This window comes from Snodgrassella alvi (assembly GCF_040741455.2).
GTDB lineage: Bacteria > Pseudomonadota > Gammaproteobacteria > Burkholderiales > Neisseriaceae > Snodgrassella > Snodgrassella alvi_E.
This window is the reverse complement of the sequence record NZ_CP160328.2, coordinates 1634787-1654991: the sequence shown is the minus strand read 5'-3', so window position 1 is coordinate 1654991 and position 20205 is coordinate 1634787. Positions and strand designations below refer to the sequence as shown.

The following is a 20205-nucleotide window of genomic DNA, read 5'->3' as shown; positions in this document are numbered from 1 at the left end:
TAATTACATGCAATATAGGCGCATGTTTCAGTATTGATTGCTTATTCAGCGGACGGCCTTTTTTCCAACGTGATATGCAAACCCATTCTAAAGGTTTAAATTAAATAATTATTTAGAAAATGACTTTCTGAACCAGATTATTTCTTCCAGCAAGTGCCATTACTGACGTATCTTAAATAGCAAAACAAACCGGTGCATGGAAGACCACAATATTTTTATCTGAAAGTGTCTACCTTTACTTATGTACTATCTCCATCTCTCTAAATATTGACTGATTAACCCGCCTGAATACAATTAACATTAGGCTATAATTTTGGCTATTTCATATTGCAAATAAGTTTGTACTACTCTATTCAATATTCACACCGCACTTTAATCTCCCAACAATAAAACCTTTATTGAAGAAAAAAAGATGCAAAAAATGTTTAATCATTCAGCATTAATTTAGCATAAATCTTTGAAACACCTTTTAACCAAATAAAACTTTATTATATATAATATTTACACAATATAAGACATTATTTTTGAAATAAAGCGAATTTATAGATTTCTAAATTAATCTTTTACAACAACTTAACTATCTGCAAATCTGGTTGATTTAGAAAATGATAAGCACAGGCATCTATGATTTAATTTAGTTTTCAATTTACAGCAAACATAATAATAGTATTTTGACATAATTATTAATATCTAATCATAATGACAAATTCAAAATTCTGTATTTTTTACTAGTGGCAATAGCTATCAATCATATATCTTTGAATGCCAGTATATGAGGTATTCTCCAGACTTATTTTTTGGGCGACAGTTTTAATACATCATATTTTCACTTTATAGGAAAATTATCCGATTCATTACAAAACAAATTTTTATTTTGAGTATAATGGTTATTAATGTAATGCGTAATATTTTGAATTAATTATAATTATTTCTTCATAGTGCCCTGAGAGCAAACGATTACATGTCCCGCTGTAACCAACCGATAAATATTAGATATAATACAATTTTCTAAACTATTGTCATTTTAATAAAATTACTCGACCTTTTTTGGTTCTCAAAAGCGCTTTTTGCAGAACATAATAATTGCAAATTTAAAAATCATGATTAATGTATTTATTTTCTTTTAATTATATTTGTTTTTTCTGGCACTAGAATCTAACCATAATTCCACATTACCATGATTATCTTTGAATATACGAAATTCTCTTGCCCATGTTTTTTGCGTCATATTCTTTGATTCATCGTTTCCTCTAATATTTGATTCAAAATTGATTGAATAGACAATATTATTCTGGAAATGATAGTCAAAGCGTATACACTCTCCACTCACAACATAATATTTTTTTGGTAAACCAAAATTTAGCGGATCAAAATAATCTTTCATCCATAATTGCCCGACACCTTCTTGAAATACCTCTGTTGTTATTATGTCAAACTGTTTTTTACGATCAAAATTTATCAGTAGTGCCGGTATACTAATGCATGGCTGTCCATTATTTTTTAAAACAATATCGGGTTTAGAAACCATCGGGCGATGAAAATAACACCCAGTTATGTACAATAATATGAAACTAACCAACAGGTACTTATTCAATCTTAGTTTCATTTGAATAACACTTTTCTATCTATTGGATATTCCAAAGGAGCTAGACTAAATTAAAGATGCAGATAAAATAAAACTATCTGTAAAACTCTTCAATTGCAGATAAATTTTCTATTAGATATTTGATTTATATAATTTTTTTACAAGAAAAGCAAAAATTCAAAACATACTATTTGTAGATTATTTTTATTTAATTATTTTCTCTAGCTTCAAGATCTAATAAAAGTTTTGCCGAGCCATCAGTATTAGTTGTAATTCGCAAATCTCTAGCCCATATTTTTTGGTCGCCATTTTCAAACTCCTTGCTTCCACTGGCTGCAGATATAAAACCAATAGAATAAACGATATTTTTTTGAAAATGGTATTCAAAACCTATGCACTTACCTGCTTGAATTTTATAAAGTTTTGATGAGTCATAATATTTTTTTTCCCAAAGCGTGCCAACACCTACTTGAAATACGTCTGCTGTTATTAAATCAAACTGCTTGTTTTTATTTAAAAAATTAACTTCGTGCAAGGGTATACTGATACATGGCTGACCATCTTTTTTTAGAGTAATATCAGGCGTATACATCATTTTTCGATGACAACTAAATCCTGTGACTAAAGGTAATATGCTCACTACCAATATCCAGTTTTTCAATTTGCTTTTCACTCGAATAACGCCTTTTGATCTTTCGGATTTTTTAGAAATAGTGACAGCGTGTTGCTATATATTTTCATCCAAAAATCTTTTCCATATTGTTTATTTTTAAAACGGTCACCTTTATGCTTTTGTCTTGTTCGGTCATACCAAGAATCAAACCCAAATCGATCCAAAATATAATAATCAGACAAAATGCATGCCTGTTGTTCCATTCTATATCCAGACAATAAATTTCCTTTTTCTAAATCATAATTGTACTCTATCGCAAAACTAAACAAACCGCGAATTTTAACTGACATTCCCATTTGATATTGCCAAACATGTGTCATTTCATGCATAAACCAGTGAATATAATCAACTGTTTCAATTGAATAATCCTCTCTAAAATGTGTTTGTGGCCAATATAATTCTCCATTGGGTGTCATAGCTGTATTTTCGTCCTGAAATCGTAAATATTTATCGTTATGAATTCTGACAGCGCTTGTCGTGATTGCCGTTTTAAATAACGATGTCACCATAGATATTTCTCCTGTTGTCAATAACCGGGACGCCCCTTTTTTAGTTGGCATTTTTATTCCTTCCAAACACTATTGCCTAGGCTTCTTGCATCTAGAAATCCGCCCCTTCCATCTTGCTGCCAGAACCACCCTTCTGCGGACAATGACTCCCAAACCACGTGCGGCCAATTAGCCCAAGGCAAATAATGTACACCGCAAAATTCGGTATCTTCCTCTTTTATCTTACCTGTCAGTTCGCGACAGGCCGTCTGATTTCCTACTTGTGCTCTGGCAAACCAGCCACCCCATTTTGGACTATGAATTTCCCACAATTTATCTAATTGACTAGCAAGATCTTTTGTATTTTTTTGGGTTGGTTTCACATATCCTGCTACTAACTGTGCCAGCCAATATAGCCAGCCCAATGGTGTGTTCAGATATCGTTGCAGCCATGACTGATTGACTGTCTGATAAATCACCAAAGGATAAGAACGACCAATGCTGTCTGCAGAAGGACTCATCACCCCGATTACCCAGGATCGTCCTGAAAATGGCAATATTCCGGGTGCTAATACAAAACTCCATGGTAAAGCATGCAGTACGGGACTTTCCTGCCCAAAATCGGGCGTCAGGTACAGCCAATCATGTTTATCCTTAATATTATCTTTTTGAGGCTGCAGCCATTCCTGCTTATTTAACCATATCCGCCATTCATCAATTTCCTGTCCTTGTGCTCTATAGCGAACATAATCGCCCCTGTCGGGTAATTTTCCCCAAATAGCAGGTGACGAGATGCGCGGTATACCAATCATGGCGTACTACCTCCTACTGGGCAGGTAAATCCACGTAATGGGTTGTTTGCACTTTGTAGGTTAAAATCTACACTGGAAGATATTTCGAGCACTACACGGCGACCATCAAATTTAAACTCAACCAAATGGCGGCTGTCACTCATACTGCTGATGATTCGGCCTTTGTTCAGCAGCCGGAAAAGCGCCCATGGCCCGCTGGTAATAATTGTTGAACTATCCTGACGTATGCGCGGATTGGCCGTTATTTCAGCCATGGAACCGTTTCTCGGACCTGGCCAGGTAATGTGTAGTGGACGCACCGGTCCATGCATATAACGTTGTGATTGTCCGTCAATATCTATAATCAAGTCTGTAATTGTGGGATCCAGTTCAACAACTTTAATATCCATACTCCAAGACATTTTCCGAGCTCCCTGCTCCTGAAAAAATGCTTCCCGAATGCGTTTTGCCTGCTGGAACGGTGCCAAACTTGGTCCCGGTAAAGGTGTGTTGCTTCCTTCAGATTGTTTGTAACGCCATGGATTAGATGTTATGTCTACTTGTGATGCGAGCTGTTTATTGAAAAAATCGTCAAGCAGTCCGCCACTGGCAAATATACGGTTAAAATCGTCCGCACTTACTTCCTGATTACTGGCCGCAAAGGGATAACGGCCATCAATTACATTGCGACAATTTCCGCCTATCATGGCCTCCATTTGCCGGCTAAGTACCTCTCCTGATGCCAGATTCAGTTTACGGGCCCCTTGATTGGTTAGATCGAGCAAGATATTTTGTAAAGGTGCTGGCATTTTGACTGCTTCAAGCCGTAATTTTTCTGCAGCATCAATTTTGGGAGGTAAAGTGTTAGCAGCTAAAGCATTATCTGCTATCATTAATTGATTGTAATATTCATTGAGCAGACTCAGTACGTTGTCTAATTTCTGCGGCCTGCTGCCTGCATTACTGTTTTGCATATCGGCAGCGCCGGTGACAACTTCGCGTAATGCAGCAAATCGATTATCGACTAGTGTTTTTTCTAACTGCTCTTCAGGACGTACGTTTTTCAACAATTTGGCTGTCTGTACGGCTTCACGGGTATTGCCTGATAATCTTTGTTCGGCTCGTTCAGCCAGAATTTTTTGGCTGGTATTTTTGTCCATAGGTGGTACCAGCGTTGTTTGTTCTACAACTGCTTTGGAAAGCCGCATCAGTGGCGAATCGGGAGCAGCAAATGTACGCAATGTCTGTAAGTCAAAAGCCAGACTGGGACTATTGTCAGCACCGGTACTATTCACGCTGTGAATATCTTCAAGAAAAGCCTGCCAGCGCGAAGTGTATTCTGTTAAATAAAGCCGCCGCACCTCTTTGATTAAAGGGTCATCATCTCCGTTAACCTTCTGAACCAGCTGCTGGGCACGTTCAGCAGTTTTTTTTTGAGAAGCAGCAGTCTCCCTGCCCATAACCCATTCGTCATCTGCATAAGCGGCAGCAACAAATTCAGAGATGCGTTTATCAAATAAATCTCTATAACCCTGTACAGTAAAAAGACCCGGAATACCGCGATCAAGCGGTTCGCCACTGGCACGAACAAAGACCATACCGGCATCAGCGCCTACTGCACGTACAATCGTAAAGTCTTCTGGTGCCTCATCACTCATGGCAACTTTGGCTCGGTCGTAGATTCGCTCGGTACTGGTACTACCTTCCAACAACTCCCTTGCACTACGAATCAAGGCATCATTTTTGGCAAATGGAGAATGTATGACACGGCTACCATCAAAAAGTGCACCCAGATGCTCATAAATACTGGCACTTCCACCAAAAGCTGCAGCGGTATCGTTTTGTTGCCAGTCTTTCAATATCCATGCCTGAATTTCAGCAGCGTTAAACTTATCCTGATGATCTGCATCCAGATTAAGTAGCAGATAGACACGTAAGGCATCATAGGTTGCTTTGGTATCTTTCTGTGCAATAGCATTGGAAAGGGTACTTTCAACACCACGAACCACAGGTGGCAGTAGCAGCTGATCCAGTAGCTGGTCATAAGTGGAGGCGGCACTACTGATTACATGCGGTACGCTATACAAACCATATCGGAAACTGGTTGGTGGTTTATCCGGATCTAGTCCGGGGTATGCAGCCAGCTCACGGGCTGAATTCAGAATATCTGGTACAGCTGTTGTAGTAGGTTTACGTGAATAAACGCGCACTTTTTCAGCAAGCGCAGCTGCTTTAACATTAACTGCTGCAAGATAATTACTATTTTTACCATAACTGGTATACATACCCTGTACTAGCCAAAGGAATATAATCAGTACCAATAAATGACCGGTAAATCGCATTACGCGATAACGCATTTCCCATTGTAGATTGGGTTGAACTAGGTTTGGCTCTTGAAAAATAAGTTTGGTCAGCAAATCATGTAGAAAATAGCTGCGATTGCCTGTAGGCGGTACTGTATTTGCATAAAGACTGTTTTTTTCAGTATATGCTGGGTCACGCTTGATAGCCCGCCATAAACGTTGCATTAGGGATAGGCGATCAGCTGTAGCTTGAGCTGGCGCTTGAGCTGCACTAGTAAAATACACACCTCTGAGCGTATTGTGCAATTGGGTTGCATCAAATTTAGAATCAAGAAATACGCGTTCTATAATATCTAGTAATGGTTCAGCAAGCGCAGCAAATTCCTGTGGCAGAGCATAAAGATTACATCTGCGCTGTACATCGTATTCTTCCTGTAAACGATTATCTACACCCTGATCTAGTCTTTGCGTTAGTAGCTTTAGCTCACTTTCACAATTTGAACGCAGCTTATCATAATTATTTTTTTGCTGTTTCTGATCATACGGTAAAGTGAAACCCCATATTTGTGCACGCCCCTCAGTAGTTAGGGAGTTAAAGTAATCGGTGAAACCAGGCAGAAGATCCATTTTGGTTACCACCAAATATACCGGAAACTGAATACCTAATTCGGTTCGGAGCTCTCCCAGACGCGCTCTTAATGCTGCCGCAGCAGTGATACGCTCAGCTTCAGATTTACCGGCCAGATCAGCTACATTGACTGTTAAAAGTACACCATTAATTGGTGCGCGCGGACGATATTTGCGCAGAAGACCGAGAAAACCACGCCATTCCTCAGCATTGCGGGAAGTAGTATCAGCAGAACCGCCATCATCATGGCGAACATAACGTCCAGCAGTATCAATTAACACGGCTTCATTGGTAAACCACCAGTCACAATGTACTGTGCCGCCTTTGCCGGGCACAGCAAAGGCTTCCGCTGATTGTCCCATTTGCTCTGCCAGTGGAAATTGCAGGCCAGCATTCATTAAAGCTGTTGTTTTACCATCACCGGGCGCACCAATAATCATGTACCACGGCAGCTCATATAAATAGCGTTTACCTTCAAAAATACGGCGTATACCAAGTCCCGGCTTACCAATACGCAATTGCTTAAGCTGCTCAACGGCACGTGAGACAATATTGGTAACCGCACGCTGATCTTCACGAGCTTCAGAAACAACAGGTTTATCGCCACGCGGACGCAGGATTTTTTGCAATAACTGCTCATCTACACGTAAAGCCAACCATAGTCGGTACAAACCATACAGCGCATAACAAAACAAAACGATGCCAATCAACATGGCTCGAGTCCATGCTGGTGCAAATGGTTTGGTCTGACCATATGCAAGCAGAGGTGCTGCTTTCCATATCAGTACACATAAAGCTGCAACCCAGATAGCCGATAACGACCAGTTCTTAAACCATAGAAACAGAAATGCGAACAGAATCAGAATGGTGACAATGCGCGTAGATATAGATGCAAAAGGATGCAATCCACCAAACGTCAGCAAAGGTCCTACAAACCAGACTATCAGTGCTAATAAAATAATACCGATAATTACCAGCATGCGGCGGGAAAAAAGAAAATCTAAAATTTTTTGCATGTTATTTGCTTTAGCTATCTATCTAGGTGGGTTGATAATAAATTTTTACTGAGGTATATGACCTCTGCACAAATATAGTTGATACCACCTATGGGTTTATGCCCTACAACCTTTTTAAATTAATACTATTTTTTAACCTGAAGTTTCCGAGTTCTTATCTTCATACTTCGAAAATTTATCAATAATTGCTTGTGCGCGACGGCTTCCGGCGTTTTCAGTAAATAAAATCTGCAATTTACTTCCTATCCTGACTTCAGAAAATGGAACCAGAATTTTGCTGTGCTTAAAAAAACGGGTTTTGCCCAGTGATTTTATAGCTTGTGCAGCGGCTGTTTCGTCTGAATAGCTGAGTTCTAAAAATCCCAATTGTATAGGTGCAGGTGCATTATCTGATGAAATGCTTTGTAAATTAATGCCATAGACATTATGCAGTGATGTTCCAAGCCTGCTATCAAGATTATGACGAATAATATCTTTTACCTGAGCATCCGAAATTCTTGCTGCATTTACTGGTTCAGCCAACTGCTGCCTGATTTGTTCAACGATAATTGGTTCATCATTATCCAAAACAGATGCAAAAGATATAACACTAAATAAGCCTAACCAAATACTTAAAGAAAGCTTGACAATATTATTCAGTAACCGCATTTTCATACCTTTTTTAACGGCGAATGTAATTAATACAAAATTTGGTTCACTCAGTTACCAAAATATCTACACGACGATTTTTTGCACGGCCTTCTGCTGTATTGTTATCCTCTACTGGTGCACTATCACCCAAACCGACAATTTTCAATCGTGATTCCGCTATCCCTTTGTTTACTAACAAAGCGGCCACTTCTGCTGCTCTTTTTTCAGATAAAACCTGATTAGAAGGAAATTCAGCAGTATGAATAGGTTGATTGTCAGTATGTCCAGTTACAGTTACAGTACCTGATACTTTGTTTATTTCGCTGGCTACTTTATCCAGTACTGGCATTATTTTGGGATTTACTGTTTTCTTGCCCGGCACAAACATGAAATCACCAAGAAATGTTACCTGACTTTGCTGAGCATTTTCATTAACGCTGACTACACCACGTTCAATTTCATCTTTAAGTAAAGCTTTCAGCCGCAATACACCAGTCGTTGCTGGTGGTGGCACCGCTTTACCTATAGCAGCAATTCGTTGTTGTAATCTTGTATCAGTATCCACAATCTGAAATTTAAACCAGACAAAAATGGCCAATAACAGACAGCAAAAAAACACAGTACTGATCCATACAGGCAACGAACGCAGTCGACGAAACTTACCAGATGCATCTGCATACCAGTGTGGAGACAAATCACGGGCAACCGGATCTCGGCCACTGCTGATGATGGATAGCAATTGCTGACGAATCAAATCAAGCTGTTTACGCCCATCCGGACGAACACTATACCGCCCTTCAAACCCCAAACTTAAAATTCGGTAGATGACTTCTAATACGTCTCCGTATTCAATTGGATTTGGAGAAAGACGGCCAATTAATAGAAATATTTTTTCACCACCATAGCTTTCGTTATGAAAAACAATGAGCAGGCTTTTTCTAGCCCATGCTCCTCCACCTCCCCATGATGTTTTATTGGCAGCCTCATCCAGAGCTGTGCAAACACAATAACGTACCGCCAGTACGTGTTCACGCCTCAAATTTGCCCGATCACATAAAGTTTGATAAATGTGCACTTCGCGTATGAGCAGTTCACGCAGACTTTCAATGCCATTATCGTATGAATCAAGTTGAGCCGGCATATTGGCCAGTGCGAGCAACAAGGGCTGTGCTGCTTCCAGCAGAGGATTATCAGCCGCTTCAATTGCTGCTAGACGTAATTTACTGTCCGGTCCTGCATCAATATTGTCTGCCAATTTGGCTGATTGTTGTTCTCCGAACCAGGATGTATCCGCAAGACGCTCAAACTCATAACCATGCTGCGATTGTGATAAAGACTCCGTAGCTGAAGCCTCAGGTATTTGCTCTTTCTTAGCGCCTGTACCATTGAGAATGGTATCGAACTCATTCATTGATCACGCACTCCCCAAAGTTCAATTAGTAAGCCAGGAAATTCACCGGCAATGTGCATGGCCAATCCACCGTAATGAGCAATATGTTCCCATAACGGACCATCACGTAATAGCTCAAAATAAACATAGCCGGCATTAAAAGGAATCTGACGCGGAGGTACAGGTAATGCCTGCAATGCCATCCCCGGCAGATGAGAACGAATCAGCTCCGGCAAACGATCTGAAGGACCTATTTTGGTCTGTGCAGCAAATTGATGTACCAAAATATCTGGAGGGATCTGAGCCTTAACAGCCAATACCAGAGCATTAAAGCCACGGAGTTCTGTGGGTTCAACCACTGCATTCTTGACTCCGTAAGCCGCATCCTCTAGTCGAATATGCTGCGCACTACGAATCAATACTGCATTTAACAAATGCTGAACATCATCGACAACTGGTTTCAGGCAATAATAAGGTGCATCATGACGATATGGTAAATGCTCTATTGGGCGCCGAGTATGTGGTCTAACGAAGGTCGAGAGCTCACCTGCCATGCAAATCAACTGCCGATAGATAAATTCCGGTGATGTGCCGCCTACTTTCTGCACATGGTGTAGTAAAGGTTCATAACGGTTTAGAATTTGCAAAAGCAAATAGTCGGATACCTCAGCCGCCTCTGAGCCTTTACCTTGTCTGCCTGTAAGTCTATCAGCAAGTGAATCGGCTCGCAGATGTGTCAAATCATGGATCTGTGAAAGCCAGGTCTGCAGCAAGGTACTGGCGGTATAATGAGTAACAGGTGGTATGACAGTGCTGTCTATCTCAACCCCACCGTCTGCCCGTAAAGTACTGATACGGGCAATTGGCAATCCTATCCAGGCATCTGTCAGCGCTTTCTGCGGCATCAGCCTTAATCGCAAATGGCTGAGCTGAACTGTTTTTGCGCCAAGTCCGATAGAGTTTGCATCTCGCACATCGCTTTCAAATACAGCAAAACGAGCAAGCGACTCCGAATTATCTTCAAAACTGGTCTCTTCAGCATTTGGTGTGCGGATAGGCAAAGCAAGATAAATTAGTTGTTCAAGATGCTCTGGCTGAATGGTCAACGGCGGAGGCAGCAATGTGTGCCCAGGCGCTTCAAAAGGCGTACCGTCGGGAAATACACCAGCCACATCTTTTAATACCAGTTTACCTAAATTCAACGCTTCGTGATCTATATCGTAGCGACTGAAACCCCAGAAAAAAGGCGATAACGGCACACTGCGACTATGTGCAAAATGCTCCAGATAGCGTTCTTGTTGCTGGAAAATCTGTGGCAGCAGAAATTGCCCTTCACTCCAGACTACACGGTTATACCAACTCATTTAGAGAAATTCCTCTGCTTTAATCCACTTCAGTGACCACTATGGCCCTCTGTCCGATATTTATATCCAGCTTTGCTTTTTTCAGTGGCCACCATTCCCGATACCAAGTTGCATACGGAGCATCGGCCAGTCTGTAGGTTTCACGCCACTGAGAACGCGTAAGACTGCGGTAGCCAGCCAATACGCCAATAACTGTCGTTTCAGGATTGGTTCTGCGCCGGATAGTTTTGATTTCTCCCGGCCGCAGTATAAATTCATCGCTTACGAGCAGATCATTACCTAATACTGATTTATCATTATCCTGTAGTGTGTAAAAATCTGCAGATGTGAATGCGTTGTCATTTTTTAATTCGTATATGCGTACTTGAATAGGCGCAGCACGACCTTTTTCATCAGGATTAACATTTTCAGCAGCTTCAATATGCAATTCCAGACGTGTTTGTTCTTTTACATCCTGCACAGACCGGCAACCAACTACACTCAAAAACAAAATGCAGATTAAGATAAAGCGGCCAGTTCGATATAGTTCCCGATAACACTGATATATTTTATTCAAATTCCATCACCATTTATGGTAATGCCAGATAGCTATTTTCCGACCAAATTAGTCAATATCATCAGAGAATTTTTAGGCTCTCTGATGATCCTTATTGCATTGAAAAACACTTTGCCTTCAAACACATGACAGATGAGGCATTACTCAATCTTAGGCTTCTTTATTGGCCTTGATGTCGTATTGAGCAGTTACAGTACCGCCACTGCCGCCCTGCTGATTCTGTACAACATATTCCTGCTTCACTTTAGAGAAAGATAAACGCACCATTTCGCGCGGATTCTGCTCATCAGTGCTGCTACCGGAAGGCATTACACTTGATACAATCAGGTCATTCATTGTGATTTTCAGGTATTCTAAAGGTGTTCCACCTGCTTTACGCATCACTAATTTTGCTTCTGGAATATGCTTACCAGTTAAACAGTATTTCATTAGATTAGGACTGGAACGATCAATGTAATGTTCAAATTGCAGGTCATGAACCGTCGCCCGACCGGTACCCAAACCACTACCAGACTGCATAGAAGATTCCTGAGTGATTCCCCAGTTCCAGTTTAATACCTGAATTTCATTTTTATGTTGTGCATCCGGAGATTCTCCGTCAATGCCATCAATTTTCAAGAAAATGTCGTGTGCCATATTGGCTCCTTTGTTGTTTACTATTAAAGAAGTACTACATCATCCGCTTAGCGTCATACACGACTATCGCGGAAAAATTATTTATTGAAAAACTGAATTACTGACATTTTAGTTTTGCAAGTAATCCGCCCTGAGAATCTTTAGAATAAACTGCCCAGCAAACTTTCATAGTTGAATCAATGCTTCTAGTCAGTTGCACCTGATTATGGTTATATGAGCAGCTTAGCCAAGAATCTGCATCATCTAAATCAAGCTTACTGTCTACTTCCCAAGCCGGATAATGCTTTTTACCCTTTACGACAATAGGTTGTGGTTTTAACTGAGCTAAATCAACAGGTTTTCCACATTAGACTCCTGCACCATCCAGTCTTAATAATGTGTCTTTGTATTTAGATACCACCCAATTAAGAGGCACTGACTCCAACTCCGGAATACCAGCTTTTACCTTAACAGACTCTGGACAAACCAGTTCGTAAGCAGACGCTGTTTGCACAATACCAAAACCGAATACAAACAACATATTGTTCAAGATTTTGCTTTTCATTTTCATTATTACTTTTCAATAATGCTGAAAATCTTCACGACTTTGCTGGCATCCGGATATCTGGAATCAACCTGAACTCATTTAATGTGGGCTCAGAAATAAATAGCTTTTATCTTATCTGGGTATTGATCAAAATCATGCTATTCAGTCGCTGTCTGTTTCACAGATGGCAACTTAGCAACCAGACGTAAAGAACCGGTTAAGCCTTCTAGCTGAAAGTGAGGCCGCAGGAAAAATTTAGCATCGTAATAACCAGGATTTCCTTCCACTTCTTCTACCACCACTTCAGCAGCAGCCAGCGGACGACGCGCTTTGGTTTCCTGTGAAGAATTTACCGGATCGGCATCAACATAATTCATAATCCATTCATTCAGCCAGCGCTGCATATCCTCACGCTCTTTAAATGAGCCGATTTTGTCACGTACAATACATTTCAAAAAATGCGCAAAGCGTGAGCAGGCAAATAGATAGGGTAAGCGTGCGGATAGATTGGCGTTGGCTGTTGCATCAGGATCGTAGTATTCCTGAGGTTTTTGCAAAGACTGAGCACCGATGAAAGCAGCATAATCTGTGTTTTTACGGTGAATCAGAGGAATAAAACCATTTTTAGATAATTCAGCTTCACGACGGTCTGAGATAGCAATTTCAGTCGGACATTTCATATCTACGCCACCGTCATCAGTCGGAAATGTATGACAAGGCAGATTTTCCACAGCACCACCAGACTCTACGCCGCGAATCATGGTACACCAACCGAAATTTTTAAATGACCGGTTGATATTGACACCCATTGCGTAAGCTGCATTGCTCCACACATATTTACGGTGATCAGACCCGTCTGTATCTTCTTCAAAATCGAATTCATCGACTGGATTGGTGTTAATACCGTATGGTAAGCGAGCAAGAAAGCGCGGCATCGCCAGACCAAGATAACGTGAATCTTCACTGGCACGTAAAGAATTCCACGGAGCATATTCCAAATTCTGGGTAACAATTTTAGTTAAATCACGTGGATTAGCTAGTTCCTGCCATGAATCCATTTGCAGCACAGAAGGTGAAGCACCTGCAATAAACGGCATATGTGAAGCAGAAGCCACTTTGGCTACCGAACCCAATAAATCAACATCCGGTGGGGTATGATCGAAATAATAGTCTGCAATCATGCAACCATAGGGTTCCCCACCCAATTGTCCATATTCTTCTTCATAAATCTGTTTGAATAACGGACTTTGATCCCAAGCAATACCTTTAAACCGTTTCATGCTGCGCCGTAAATCATTTTTAGACAAATTCATGAAACGTATTTTCAGATGTTCATCCACTTCGGTATTAGAAACCAGATGAAACAAGCCACGCCAAGATGATTCCAGTTTCTGGAAAGCTTCATGATGCAGGATGAGATTAATTTGTTCGGAAAGCTTATGGTCGATTTCAGCGATAATAGCCTCGATACTTTTGTAGGCGTCATCACTGATGGTAACTGAGTGTGACAAAGCCTGTTCGGCTAATGTTTTAACTGCCTGTTCAACTGCTTTAGCTGCCTGATCAGTTTTTGGTTTGAATTCTTTGGTCAGTAAATTACTAAATTCGGATTGTGCAACTGGGCGCTCTGCCAGTGCAACATCTGATTGTTGTTGGGACTGCGTAGCCATGAATGCTCCTCAATCAATACGTACAAATAGACTTTGAACTTGGGTTATTATTCGGTATCAGCAGATGCTGAAGCTTGGTTATCTCCTGCTGCAGGCTGGGGTTTAGGTGCTTTGGCTAATGCCTGTAGAAGACCAGGATTCTGTAACAGCTGGTTAACCAGATTCTCTGCTCCGGATTTACCATCCATATAAGTCTGTAGGTTTGCCAGCTGAGTACGTGCATCCAGTAATTGTTTGAGTGCATCAACTTTCTGAGCCACTCTTGCCGGAGAAAAATCTTCCATACTTTCGAAAGTGATATCTACCATCAGCTGCCCTTCACCAGATAGGGTATTCGGTACAGCAAAAGCGACACGTGGTTGAATGGCTTTCATTCGCTCATCAAAATTATCAATATCAATGGTTAGGAATTTACGCTCCCCAACCGGCGGCAAGTCTTCTGCTGGTTTACCGGATAAATCAGCAAGCACTGCCATTACAAATGGCAATTCAATTTTTTTCTCAGAACCATAAATCTCTACGTCATATTCTATTTGTACCCTTGGTGCACGATTACGCTGAATAAATTTCTGGGCACTGTTGTTAAATACCGCCATTTCTGCTTCCTTTTCTTTTATCAATCACTACCGGTCTGCACCGGTCATTAAGGTTACTGCTTTACGATGTTTGACTAGACAGGTACAACCGAAAAAATAATTGGATTTTCAGTATGGCTAGGGTCAATACTTATATTGATAGATTCCACAGCTTTTTTTTCTGTTAAAGCCTGAAGCCAGTAGCGTGAAAGAGCTGGCAAAATATGCTGTTCGATATATCCGATGAGTAATCTAGCACCTGTTTCATGCATAGGGCAGTGCTGTACAATATGCTCTACCAATGCCTCGTCATAATTTAATGCAATACCGTGCTGTTCACGCATTCTTAGTACGATACGGTTGAGGTGCAGGCGAGCAATACTGCTCAGTGCTTCATCTGCTAATGGCAAATAAGGAATAATGGTTAGCCGACCAATAAATGCTGCCGGAAAATGTTTACGTAACTCCGGCATCAGCACTTCTTTCAGCGTTGACCAATCCGGGGCGAGTGCTGGGTCAGCATATAATTGAGAAACCAGATCAGAGCCTACGTTACTGGTCATCAGAATGACGGTGTTTTTAAAGTCAATATTTAAGCCCTCGCCATCCTCCATCATGCCTTTATCAAAGACTTGATAAAAAATTTCATGTACATCGCGATGGGCTTTTTCTATCTCATCCAGCAATACCACACTATATGGCCGTCGACGTACCGCTTCGGTAAGGACGCCACCTTCACCATAGCCAACATAGCCTGGAGGTGCACCTTTAAGAGTAGAGACAGTGTGTGCTTCCTGAAACTCACTCATATTGATGGTGATCAGGTTTTGCTCACCACCGTACATGGCTTCAGAGAGTGCCAGCGCCGTTTCGGTTTTACCAACACCAGAAGGGCCTACCAGCAAAAAGACGCCAACCGGCTTATTAGGATCTGTTAAACCACAGCGTGCGGTCTGGATACGTTCTCCGATCTGGTCAAGCGCATCATCCTGCCCCACTACACGCTGCGCCAGATTAACAGAAAGATTCAATACGGCTCCTATCTCATCCTTGACCATCCTACCAACAGGAATACCAGTCCAGTCAGAGACAATTGCAGCTACAACACTTTCACTAACTTCTGGAAAAACTACTGGGACATCACCTTGTAACGCTCGTAAAGCTGTTTCAATTTCTGACAGTTGCTCCAAAAGAGCCTTATCATCATTGTTCTGACAGCATGCACGTGCAGCTATTAATTTATCTACAGTTTGCAGCTCCTGTTGCCAACGTGCTTCTTCGGTTTCCAGCTCAACTGAAAGTGCTTCTATACGCAGTTCTACTTCAGTCAACTCTCCTGTAAACAAACCAATACGTTGTTGTTTACTTAATAGTTCCAGTTCAGTTTGTGCAGCATTTAGCTGCTGACGCAGGTATTGCACAGTACTGGGTGGCGTGTGCAACGACAGGCCAACCCTTGCACACGCTGTATCCAGAAGGCTAATGGCTTTGTCTGGCAATTGGCGTGATGGAATATAACGATGGGATAATTTAACTGCAGCTCTCACTGCCTCATCCATCACAATTACGCCATGATGGTTTTCAAATGTTGAAACCAGACCGCGGACCATATTAATGGCCGCAGCTTCTTCCGGTTCGGCTACTTGTAAAACCTGAAACCGGCGCGTTAGAGCTGGATCCTTTTCAATATGCCGTTTATATTCACTCCATGTAGTAGCACCAATGGTACGTAAAGTACCCCTTGCCAGAGCAGGTTTTAGCAGATTTGCTGCATCACCGGTACCAGAAGCTCCTCCTGCTCCCACCAGAGTGTGGACTTCGTCAACAAATATTATGATTGGGTTTGCTGAATGGCTAGCCTCTTCCAATACTGATTTTAAACGTGATTCAAATTCACCCTTCATACTGGCACCAGCCAGTAATGCACCCACATCTAAGGACAATAATCTTACTTCTGAAAGACTCGGTGGCACTTCCCCATAGGCAATAGCCAAAGCAAATCCTTCTACTACAGCGGTTTTGCCTACACCTGCTTCTCCCGTTAATAAAGGATTATTCTGACGACGGCGCAACAAAATATCTATCATGGTGCGTATTTCATGCTCACGACCGATAACTGGATCTATCCGACCCTGTTTTGCTTCTTCTGTCAGGTCTGTACAATATCTTGCCAGAGCAGATTTACTATCTTGACTATTATCCATTAACGACTGACTGGCCTCACCAGGAATGGCAGCTGCATAGCCAGCATCATCGTAAGGACGATCCTGAGATTCAGGGGACTGTTTAATTATTTCAGGTAATGATTCTGCTAATTCTTCCTGAGGAATTTTGGTAAATTCGCCAGAAACTCCTGTCAATACACGACGCAATTCAGGCGTCAGTACCAAAGCGGCAAATAACCAAGCTCCTCGAATTTTATAATCCTTAAACGTGAGAGTAGCGTAAACCCACGCCCGCTCAATTGCTAAATCTATATGGTGGGAAAAATCACTGATTGAACTTGCTCCAGATGGCAGCAAAAGCAGGTTACGTGAAATATCCTGCTCAATTTTGGCGATATCCGCTTCATAATGCCGCAATATTCGAATAACATCGCCATCATTTTCCTGCATGAGCTGGTGTACCCAATGCACGAGCTCAACATAAGGATTTCCACGTAATTTACAAAATGTTGTAGCCGATTCAATAGAGCGGAACAGTGTTGTATTAAGTTTACCAAATAGAGCTTGGCGGGAAATGTCCATATTTGTTTACCAGTATCCTTTATTTTGTTTTTAAAAGGAGAAAACAAACAACATACCTAAAATTTCATTAAAATTATAACATTTCTTAAACATTATGAAGTTAATTTAAAATTTAACATGTAAAACTTAAGGATGCAAGAATAATTCTTGATTTTGTTTTTATAAACAAGGATAATTCATGCATACATCCCGAATTACTGTAATATTGCTTAACACATTTATACAGAAATACAATATTATTAATAAATATTAGTGCAGAGATTACCAATAGCTTTTGTAGAAAGTTAACTCATGGTCTCAGGTCTAGCAGAGAACAAACAATTACTACCTGAAAGACGTTATGGAAAATTCACTTCTATTAAGTCTTGATTACTGCCGTGGAATTAAAGTTGGTCAGGTTTATGAAATAAAAAAATATGCATTTTTTTCCGAAACCTCGATTTATAGTCTTCAAACAGAATCACCTGCAACAGAAAATCTAGCATTAAGTATTCGTCAGTCAGCAAGCGGCTGGCAACTACTTAACCTTTCTCAAAATGTTCACTGCGCAGTAAATGGAATGCCGATTGCATCAAATAATTGGTGTCTTTTGCATGATGGCGATATTTTTGAATGGGGATTATCAATCTGGCAAATTAATCCCGCTCAACAGTTTACTTCAGAGATCGAAACTGAAACACTCAACAAAAACAATGCCGATTACAAAATTATGCCATTAGATTTAAAATGGTTTGACTCACATTTGCTTTCTCAGCAGAAAGATGAAAATCCATTCAGTCTGGTGATGCCAAGCCTGCCTTATGAACTATTGGAAAGTACTGAATATCAGACAAAAGATTCGACATTAGAAGAATCTCCTGCTGAGGCCATTTTTCTGGATTTATTACACGAATATCGTCAGGCACTTGACACACCACAGCTATCAGTAAATGAGCATTTCTGGCAGGAAAGATTACTAAAAAATGATGTCAGTAGTTCTGCATCCACTGTTAATCTAACCGATCTCTCAGGCAATTTGGACCCGTTAATGACCTTACAGGACATTGTTTCTGGGCCACTAAACATTGATGATGTCTTTAACGGCCTTGACAGCCTCAGAGAAGCTGAGCTGTTCAAAACAGAAGAAATACCCGAAATTTTGCATTTATTCGCTCCGGGCTGGCAACAGCAGAATAGTCATGCACATATGCCACCCACATTAACCAGAAAAGAGCATCATGCCGTTAGCGTAGACAGTCATTATCGCATGTCACAATTTGCTGACAGTCACCAAAAGGATTTTAAGGATGAGCAAGACACACCGAAATGATGAACATTTTTCTACGCTGCAAGCATGGATAGCCAACCGATCTCTGACTGATGTCATACAGGAAACTGAACAACAAATCAAAACTAAACCTACAGACCATGTTCAGCGTTGGTTGTTATTTCAATTACTTTGTCTGAAGGGAGACTGGCAGCGGGCGCTGAAGCAATTACAAGCATGTGCTCAGATGCAATCTGATTTTGAACAACAGGCCCAAGCTTTCCGAGGATTAATTGCATGTGAAATATATCGCAAGGAGTGTTTTTCTGGTCAAAAACGTCCGGGATTCATCCAGCAACAACCCGAATGGGTAGATTTGTTACTTGATGCAATTGCTTTAAATCAGACTGACAATGAGACAAAAGCGGATGAAATGAGAGAAGCAGCATTGGGTTCAGCTAAAGATGTTTCCGGTACTATCGACCCAGGTGGTAAATTCTCATGGATTGCAGATAGTGATACATGGCTTGGTCCAACCATTGAGCTCGTAATCGGTAGTATCTATACATGGCTTCCATTCGAACAGATCAGCTCTGTTTCTTCCACACGTCCCCACTCTATTCTGGATTTAATTTGGAAACCCGCCTTAATAACACTTACAGATGGTTCAGAACATCACGCGTTTCTGCTTGGTCGCTGCTGTGGTTCGGAATCAGAAAGTGAATCGCTGATGTTATGCCGTGAAACTATCTGGAAGGAGCATGGGGAAACCTCTGTAAGGGCTTTAGGGCAAAAAACATGGCAAACAGATCACGGAGATATCGGCATTCTTGACATCACTTCATGTGAATTTGTGACTGATAAAGGGTAATAAATGGCTGAACAATTCCCCCCTTTACGCCCGAAGGCTCATCTCTTACCTACATTGTTTGATCGCCTACGGGATGATGCACCCACTCGTAAGACTGAAACATCTGAGAATTATACAGTTTCTTCTGAACGGTTACGGGCAATAGTTCAGCGAGATCTGATGTATCTACTCAATACCACTAATCTGGAAGATGAGATTGATTTACGTTTGTATCCACAGGTAGCTGCTTCTGTAGTCAACTATGGCGTGCCTCCTATTGCTGGTCAATATATGCATGAGCACAAATGGATTGATATTGAGAAAGCTATTCGGCGTGCAATTCTGCGTTTTGAACCAAGATTGGAGGCTTCTTCATTAGGTGTTGCTCCATTAATGAAAGATGAATCCAAATTAAATTACAATGTCTTATTATTTGAAATACGCGGACGCATTCTCACTGAACCATACCCTACTTCATTTGTTGTCCAAAGTGCATTTGATCTTGAAACCAACAGAATAAGTATTATCTGA

The 20205-nt window shown here is 41.0% G+C and carries 18 protein-coding genes; 3 read left to right on the top strand and 15 right to left on the bottom strand.

Features of this window, described 5'->3' with window-relative positions; genetic code table 11:
* Positions 1–1123: 1123 nt before the first annotated feature.
* The 15 genes from ABU615_RS07380 to tssH all read right to left on the bottom strand — a co-directional run bounded on the left by ABU615_RS07380 (position 1124) and on the right by tssH (position 17578).
* Complete coding sequence (locus ABU615_RS07380) at positions 1124–1528, bottom strand: hypothetical protein (RefSeq protein ID WP_370387695.1); 405 nt, start codon at positions 1526–1528, stop codon at positions 1124–1126.
* A gap of 265 nt (positions 1529–1793) precedes the next feature.
* Complete coding sequence (locus ABU615_RS07375) at positions 1794–2225, bottom strand: hypothetical protein (RefSeq protein ID WP_370388759.1); 432 nt, start codon at positions 2223–2225, stop codon at positions 1794–1796.
* A 29-nt stretch (positions 2226–2254) separates the two neighbouring features.
* On the bottom strand, positions 2255–2818 hold the full coding sequence (locus tag ABU615_RS07370; protein WP_370387694.1) for a hypothetical protein: 564 nt from the start codon (positions 2816–2818) through the stop codon (positions 2255–2257).
* A gap of 2 nt (positions 2819–2820) precedes the next feature.
* Positions 2821–3558, bottom strand: coding sequence for a type VI secretion system-associated protein TagF (gene tagF / locus ABU615_RS07365; RefSeq protein WP_370387693.1), 738 nt, complete (start codon positions 3556–3558; stop codon positions 2821–2823).
* Positions 3555–7484, bottom strand: coding sequence for a type VI secretion system membrane subunit TssM (gene tssM, locus ABU615_RS07360; protein WP_370387692.1), 3930 nt, complete (start codon positions 7482–7484; stop codon positions 3555–3557). Before tssM ends, tagF begins: the two co-directional genes overlap by 4 nt.
* Positions 7485–7616: 132 nt before the next feature.
* Entirely contained in the window at positions 7617–8132 is a 516-nt protein-coding gene (locus tag ABU615_RS07355; protein WP_370387691.1) for a hypothetical protein, read from the bottom strand.
* A gap of 46 nt (positions 8133–8178) precedes the next feature.
* Positions 8179–9525, bottom strand: a complete 1347-nt coding sequence (tssL, locus tag ABU615_RS07350; protein ID WP_367417760.1) for a type VI secretion system protein TssL, long form — start codon at positions 9523–9525, stop codon at positions 8179–8181.
* Entirely contained in the window at positions 9522–10868 is a 1347-nt protein-coding gene (gene tssK, locus ABU615_RS07345; protein WP_267408935.1) for a type VI secretion system baseplate subunit TssK, read from the bottom strand. Before tssK ends, tssL begins: the two co-directional genes overlap by 4 nt.
* Before the next feature lie 19 nt (positions 10869–10887).
* A complete protein-coding gene (tssJ, locus tag ABU615_RS07340) occupies positions 10888–11424 on the bottom strand; it encodes a type VI secretion system lipoprotein TssJ (RefSeq protein ID WP_367645321.1) in 537 nt (178 codons plus the stop codon).
* Positions 11425–11574: 150 nt separating this feature from the next.
* Entirely contained in the window at positions 11575–12060 is a 486-nt protein-coding gene (locus ABU615_RS07335) for a type VI secretion system tube protein Hcp (RefSeq protein ID WP_100141419.1), read from the bottom strand.
* Between the two features lie 97 nt (positions 12061–12157).
* Positions 12158–12364, bottom strand: a complete 207-nt coding sequence (locus tag ABU615_RS07330) for an STY0301 family protein (RefSeq protein WP_367490661.1) — start codon at positions 12362–12364, stop codon at positions 12158–12160.
* Between the two features lie 42 nt (positions 12365–12406).
* On the bottom strand, positions 12407–12604 hold the full coding sequence (locus tag ABU615_RS07325) for a hypothetical protein (protein WP_267392064.1): 198 nt from the start codon (positions 12602–12604) through the stop codon (positions 12407–12409).
* A 140-nt stretch (positions 12605–12744) separates the two neighbouring features.
* Positions 12745–14256 carry a type VI secretion system contractile sheath large subunit gene (gene tssC / locus ABU615_RS07320; protein ID WP_100141421.1) on the bottom strand — a complete coding sequence of 504 codons (1512 nt, stop codon included), beginning with the start codon at positions 14254–14256 and terminating at the stop codon, positions 12745–12747.
* Between the two features lie 47 nt (positions 14257–14303).
* On the bottom strand, positions 14304–14852 hold the full coding sequence (gene tssB, locus ABU615_RS07315) for a type VI secretion system contractile sheath small subunit (protein ID WP_267408938.1): 549 nt from the start codon (positions 14850–14852) through the stop codon (positions 14304–14306).
* A 74-nt stretch (positions 14853–14926) separates the two neighbouring features.
* Positions 14927–17578: a type VI secretion system ATPase TssH gene (gene tssH / locus ABU615_RS07310; protein WP_370387690.1), complete on the bottom strand. Its 2652-nt coding sequence runs from the start codon at positions 17576–17578 to the stop codon at positions 14927–14929.
* Between the two features lie 340 nt (positions 17579–17918).
* Here tssH and tagK point away from each other — a divergent pair, with 340 nt between their 5' ends.
* From tagK to tssE, 3 genes are read left to right on the top strand one after another with little or no spacing between them, the layout of a single operon-like run.
* The gene (gene tagK / locus ABU615_RS07305) at positions 17919–18887 is read left to right on the top strand and encodes a type VI secretion system-associated protein TagK (protein WP_370387689.1); all 969 of its coding nucleotides are present in this window, start codon (positions 17919–17921) and stop codon (positions 18885–18887) included.
* Positions 18865–19695: a type VI secretion system accessory protein TagJ gene (locus ABU615_RS07300; RefSeq protein ID WP_267404432.1), complete on the top strand. Its 831-nt coding sequence runs from the start codon at positions 18865–18867 to the stop codon at positions 19693–19695. Before tagK ends, ABU615_RS07300 begins: the two co-directional genes overlap by 23 nt.
* A 3-nt stretch (positions 19696–19698) precedes the next feature.
* A complete protein-coding gene (tssE, locus tag ABU615_RS07295) occupies positions 19699–20205 on the top strand; it encodes a type VI secretion system baseplate subunit TssE (protein WP_367442074.1) in 507 nt (168 codons plus the stop codon).

Coding starts and splice junctions, on each gene's coding strand:
- tssM (WP_370387692.1), bottom strand. CDS start 7,484: ATGCAAAAAATTTTAGATTTTCTTTTTTCCCGCCGCATGCTGGTAATT.
- tssL (WP_367417760.1), bottom strand. CDS start 9,525: ATGAATGAGTTCGATACCATTCTCAATGGTACAGGCGCTAAGAAAGAG.
- ABU615_RS07380 (WP_370387695.1), bottom strand. CDS start 1,528: ATGGTTTCTAAACCCGATATTGTTTTAAAAAATAATGGACAGCCATGC.
- ABU615_RS07335 (WP_100141419.1), bottom strand. CDS start 12,060: ATGGCACACGACATTTTCTTGAAAATTGATGGCATTGACGGAGAATCT.
- ABU615_RS07355 (WP_370387691.1), bottom strand. CDS start 8,132: ATGCGGTTACTGAATAATATTGTCAAGCTTTCTTTAAGTATTTGGTTA.
- tssB (WP_267408938.1), bottom strand. CDS start 14,852: ATGGCGGTATTTAACAACAGTGCCCAGAAATTTATTCAGCGTAATCGT.
- tssH (WP_370387690.1), bottom strand. CDS start 17,578: ATGGACATTTCCCGCCAAGCTCTATTTGGTAAACTTAATACAACACTG.
- tagK (WP_370387689.1), top strand. CDS start 17,919: ATGGAAAATTCACTTCTATTAAGTCTTGATTACTGCCGTGGAATTAAA.
- tagF (WP_370387693.1), bottom strand. CDS start 3,558: ATGATTGGTATACCGCGCATCTCGTCACCTGCTATTTGGGGAAAATTA.
- ABU615_RS07325 (WP_267392064.1), bottom strand. CDS start 12,604: ATGAAAAGCAAAATCTTGAACAATATGTTGTTTGTATTCGGTTTTGGT.
- tssE (WP_367442074.1), top strand. CDS start 19,699: ATGGCTGAACAATTCCCCCCTTTACGCCCGAAGGCTCATCTCTTACCT.
- ABU615_RS07300 (WP_267404432.1), top strand. CDS start 18,865: ATGAGCAAGACACACCGAAATGATGAACATTTTTCTACGCTGCAAGCA.
- tssK (WP_267408935.1), bottom strand. CDS start 10,868: ATGAGTTGGTATAACCGTGTAGTCTGGAGTGAAGGGCAATTTCTGCTG.
- ABU615_RS07370 (WP_370387694.1), bottom strand. CDS start 2,818: ATGCCAACTAAAAAAGGGGCGTCCCGGTTATTGACAACAGGAGAAATA.
- tssC (WP_100141421.1), bottom strand. CDS start 14,256: ATGGCTACGCAGTCCCAACAACAATCAGATGTTGCACTGGCAGAGCGC.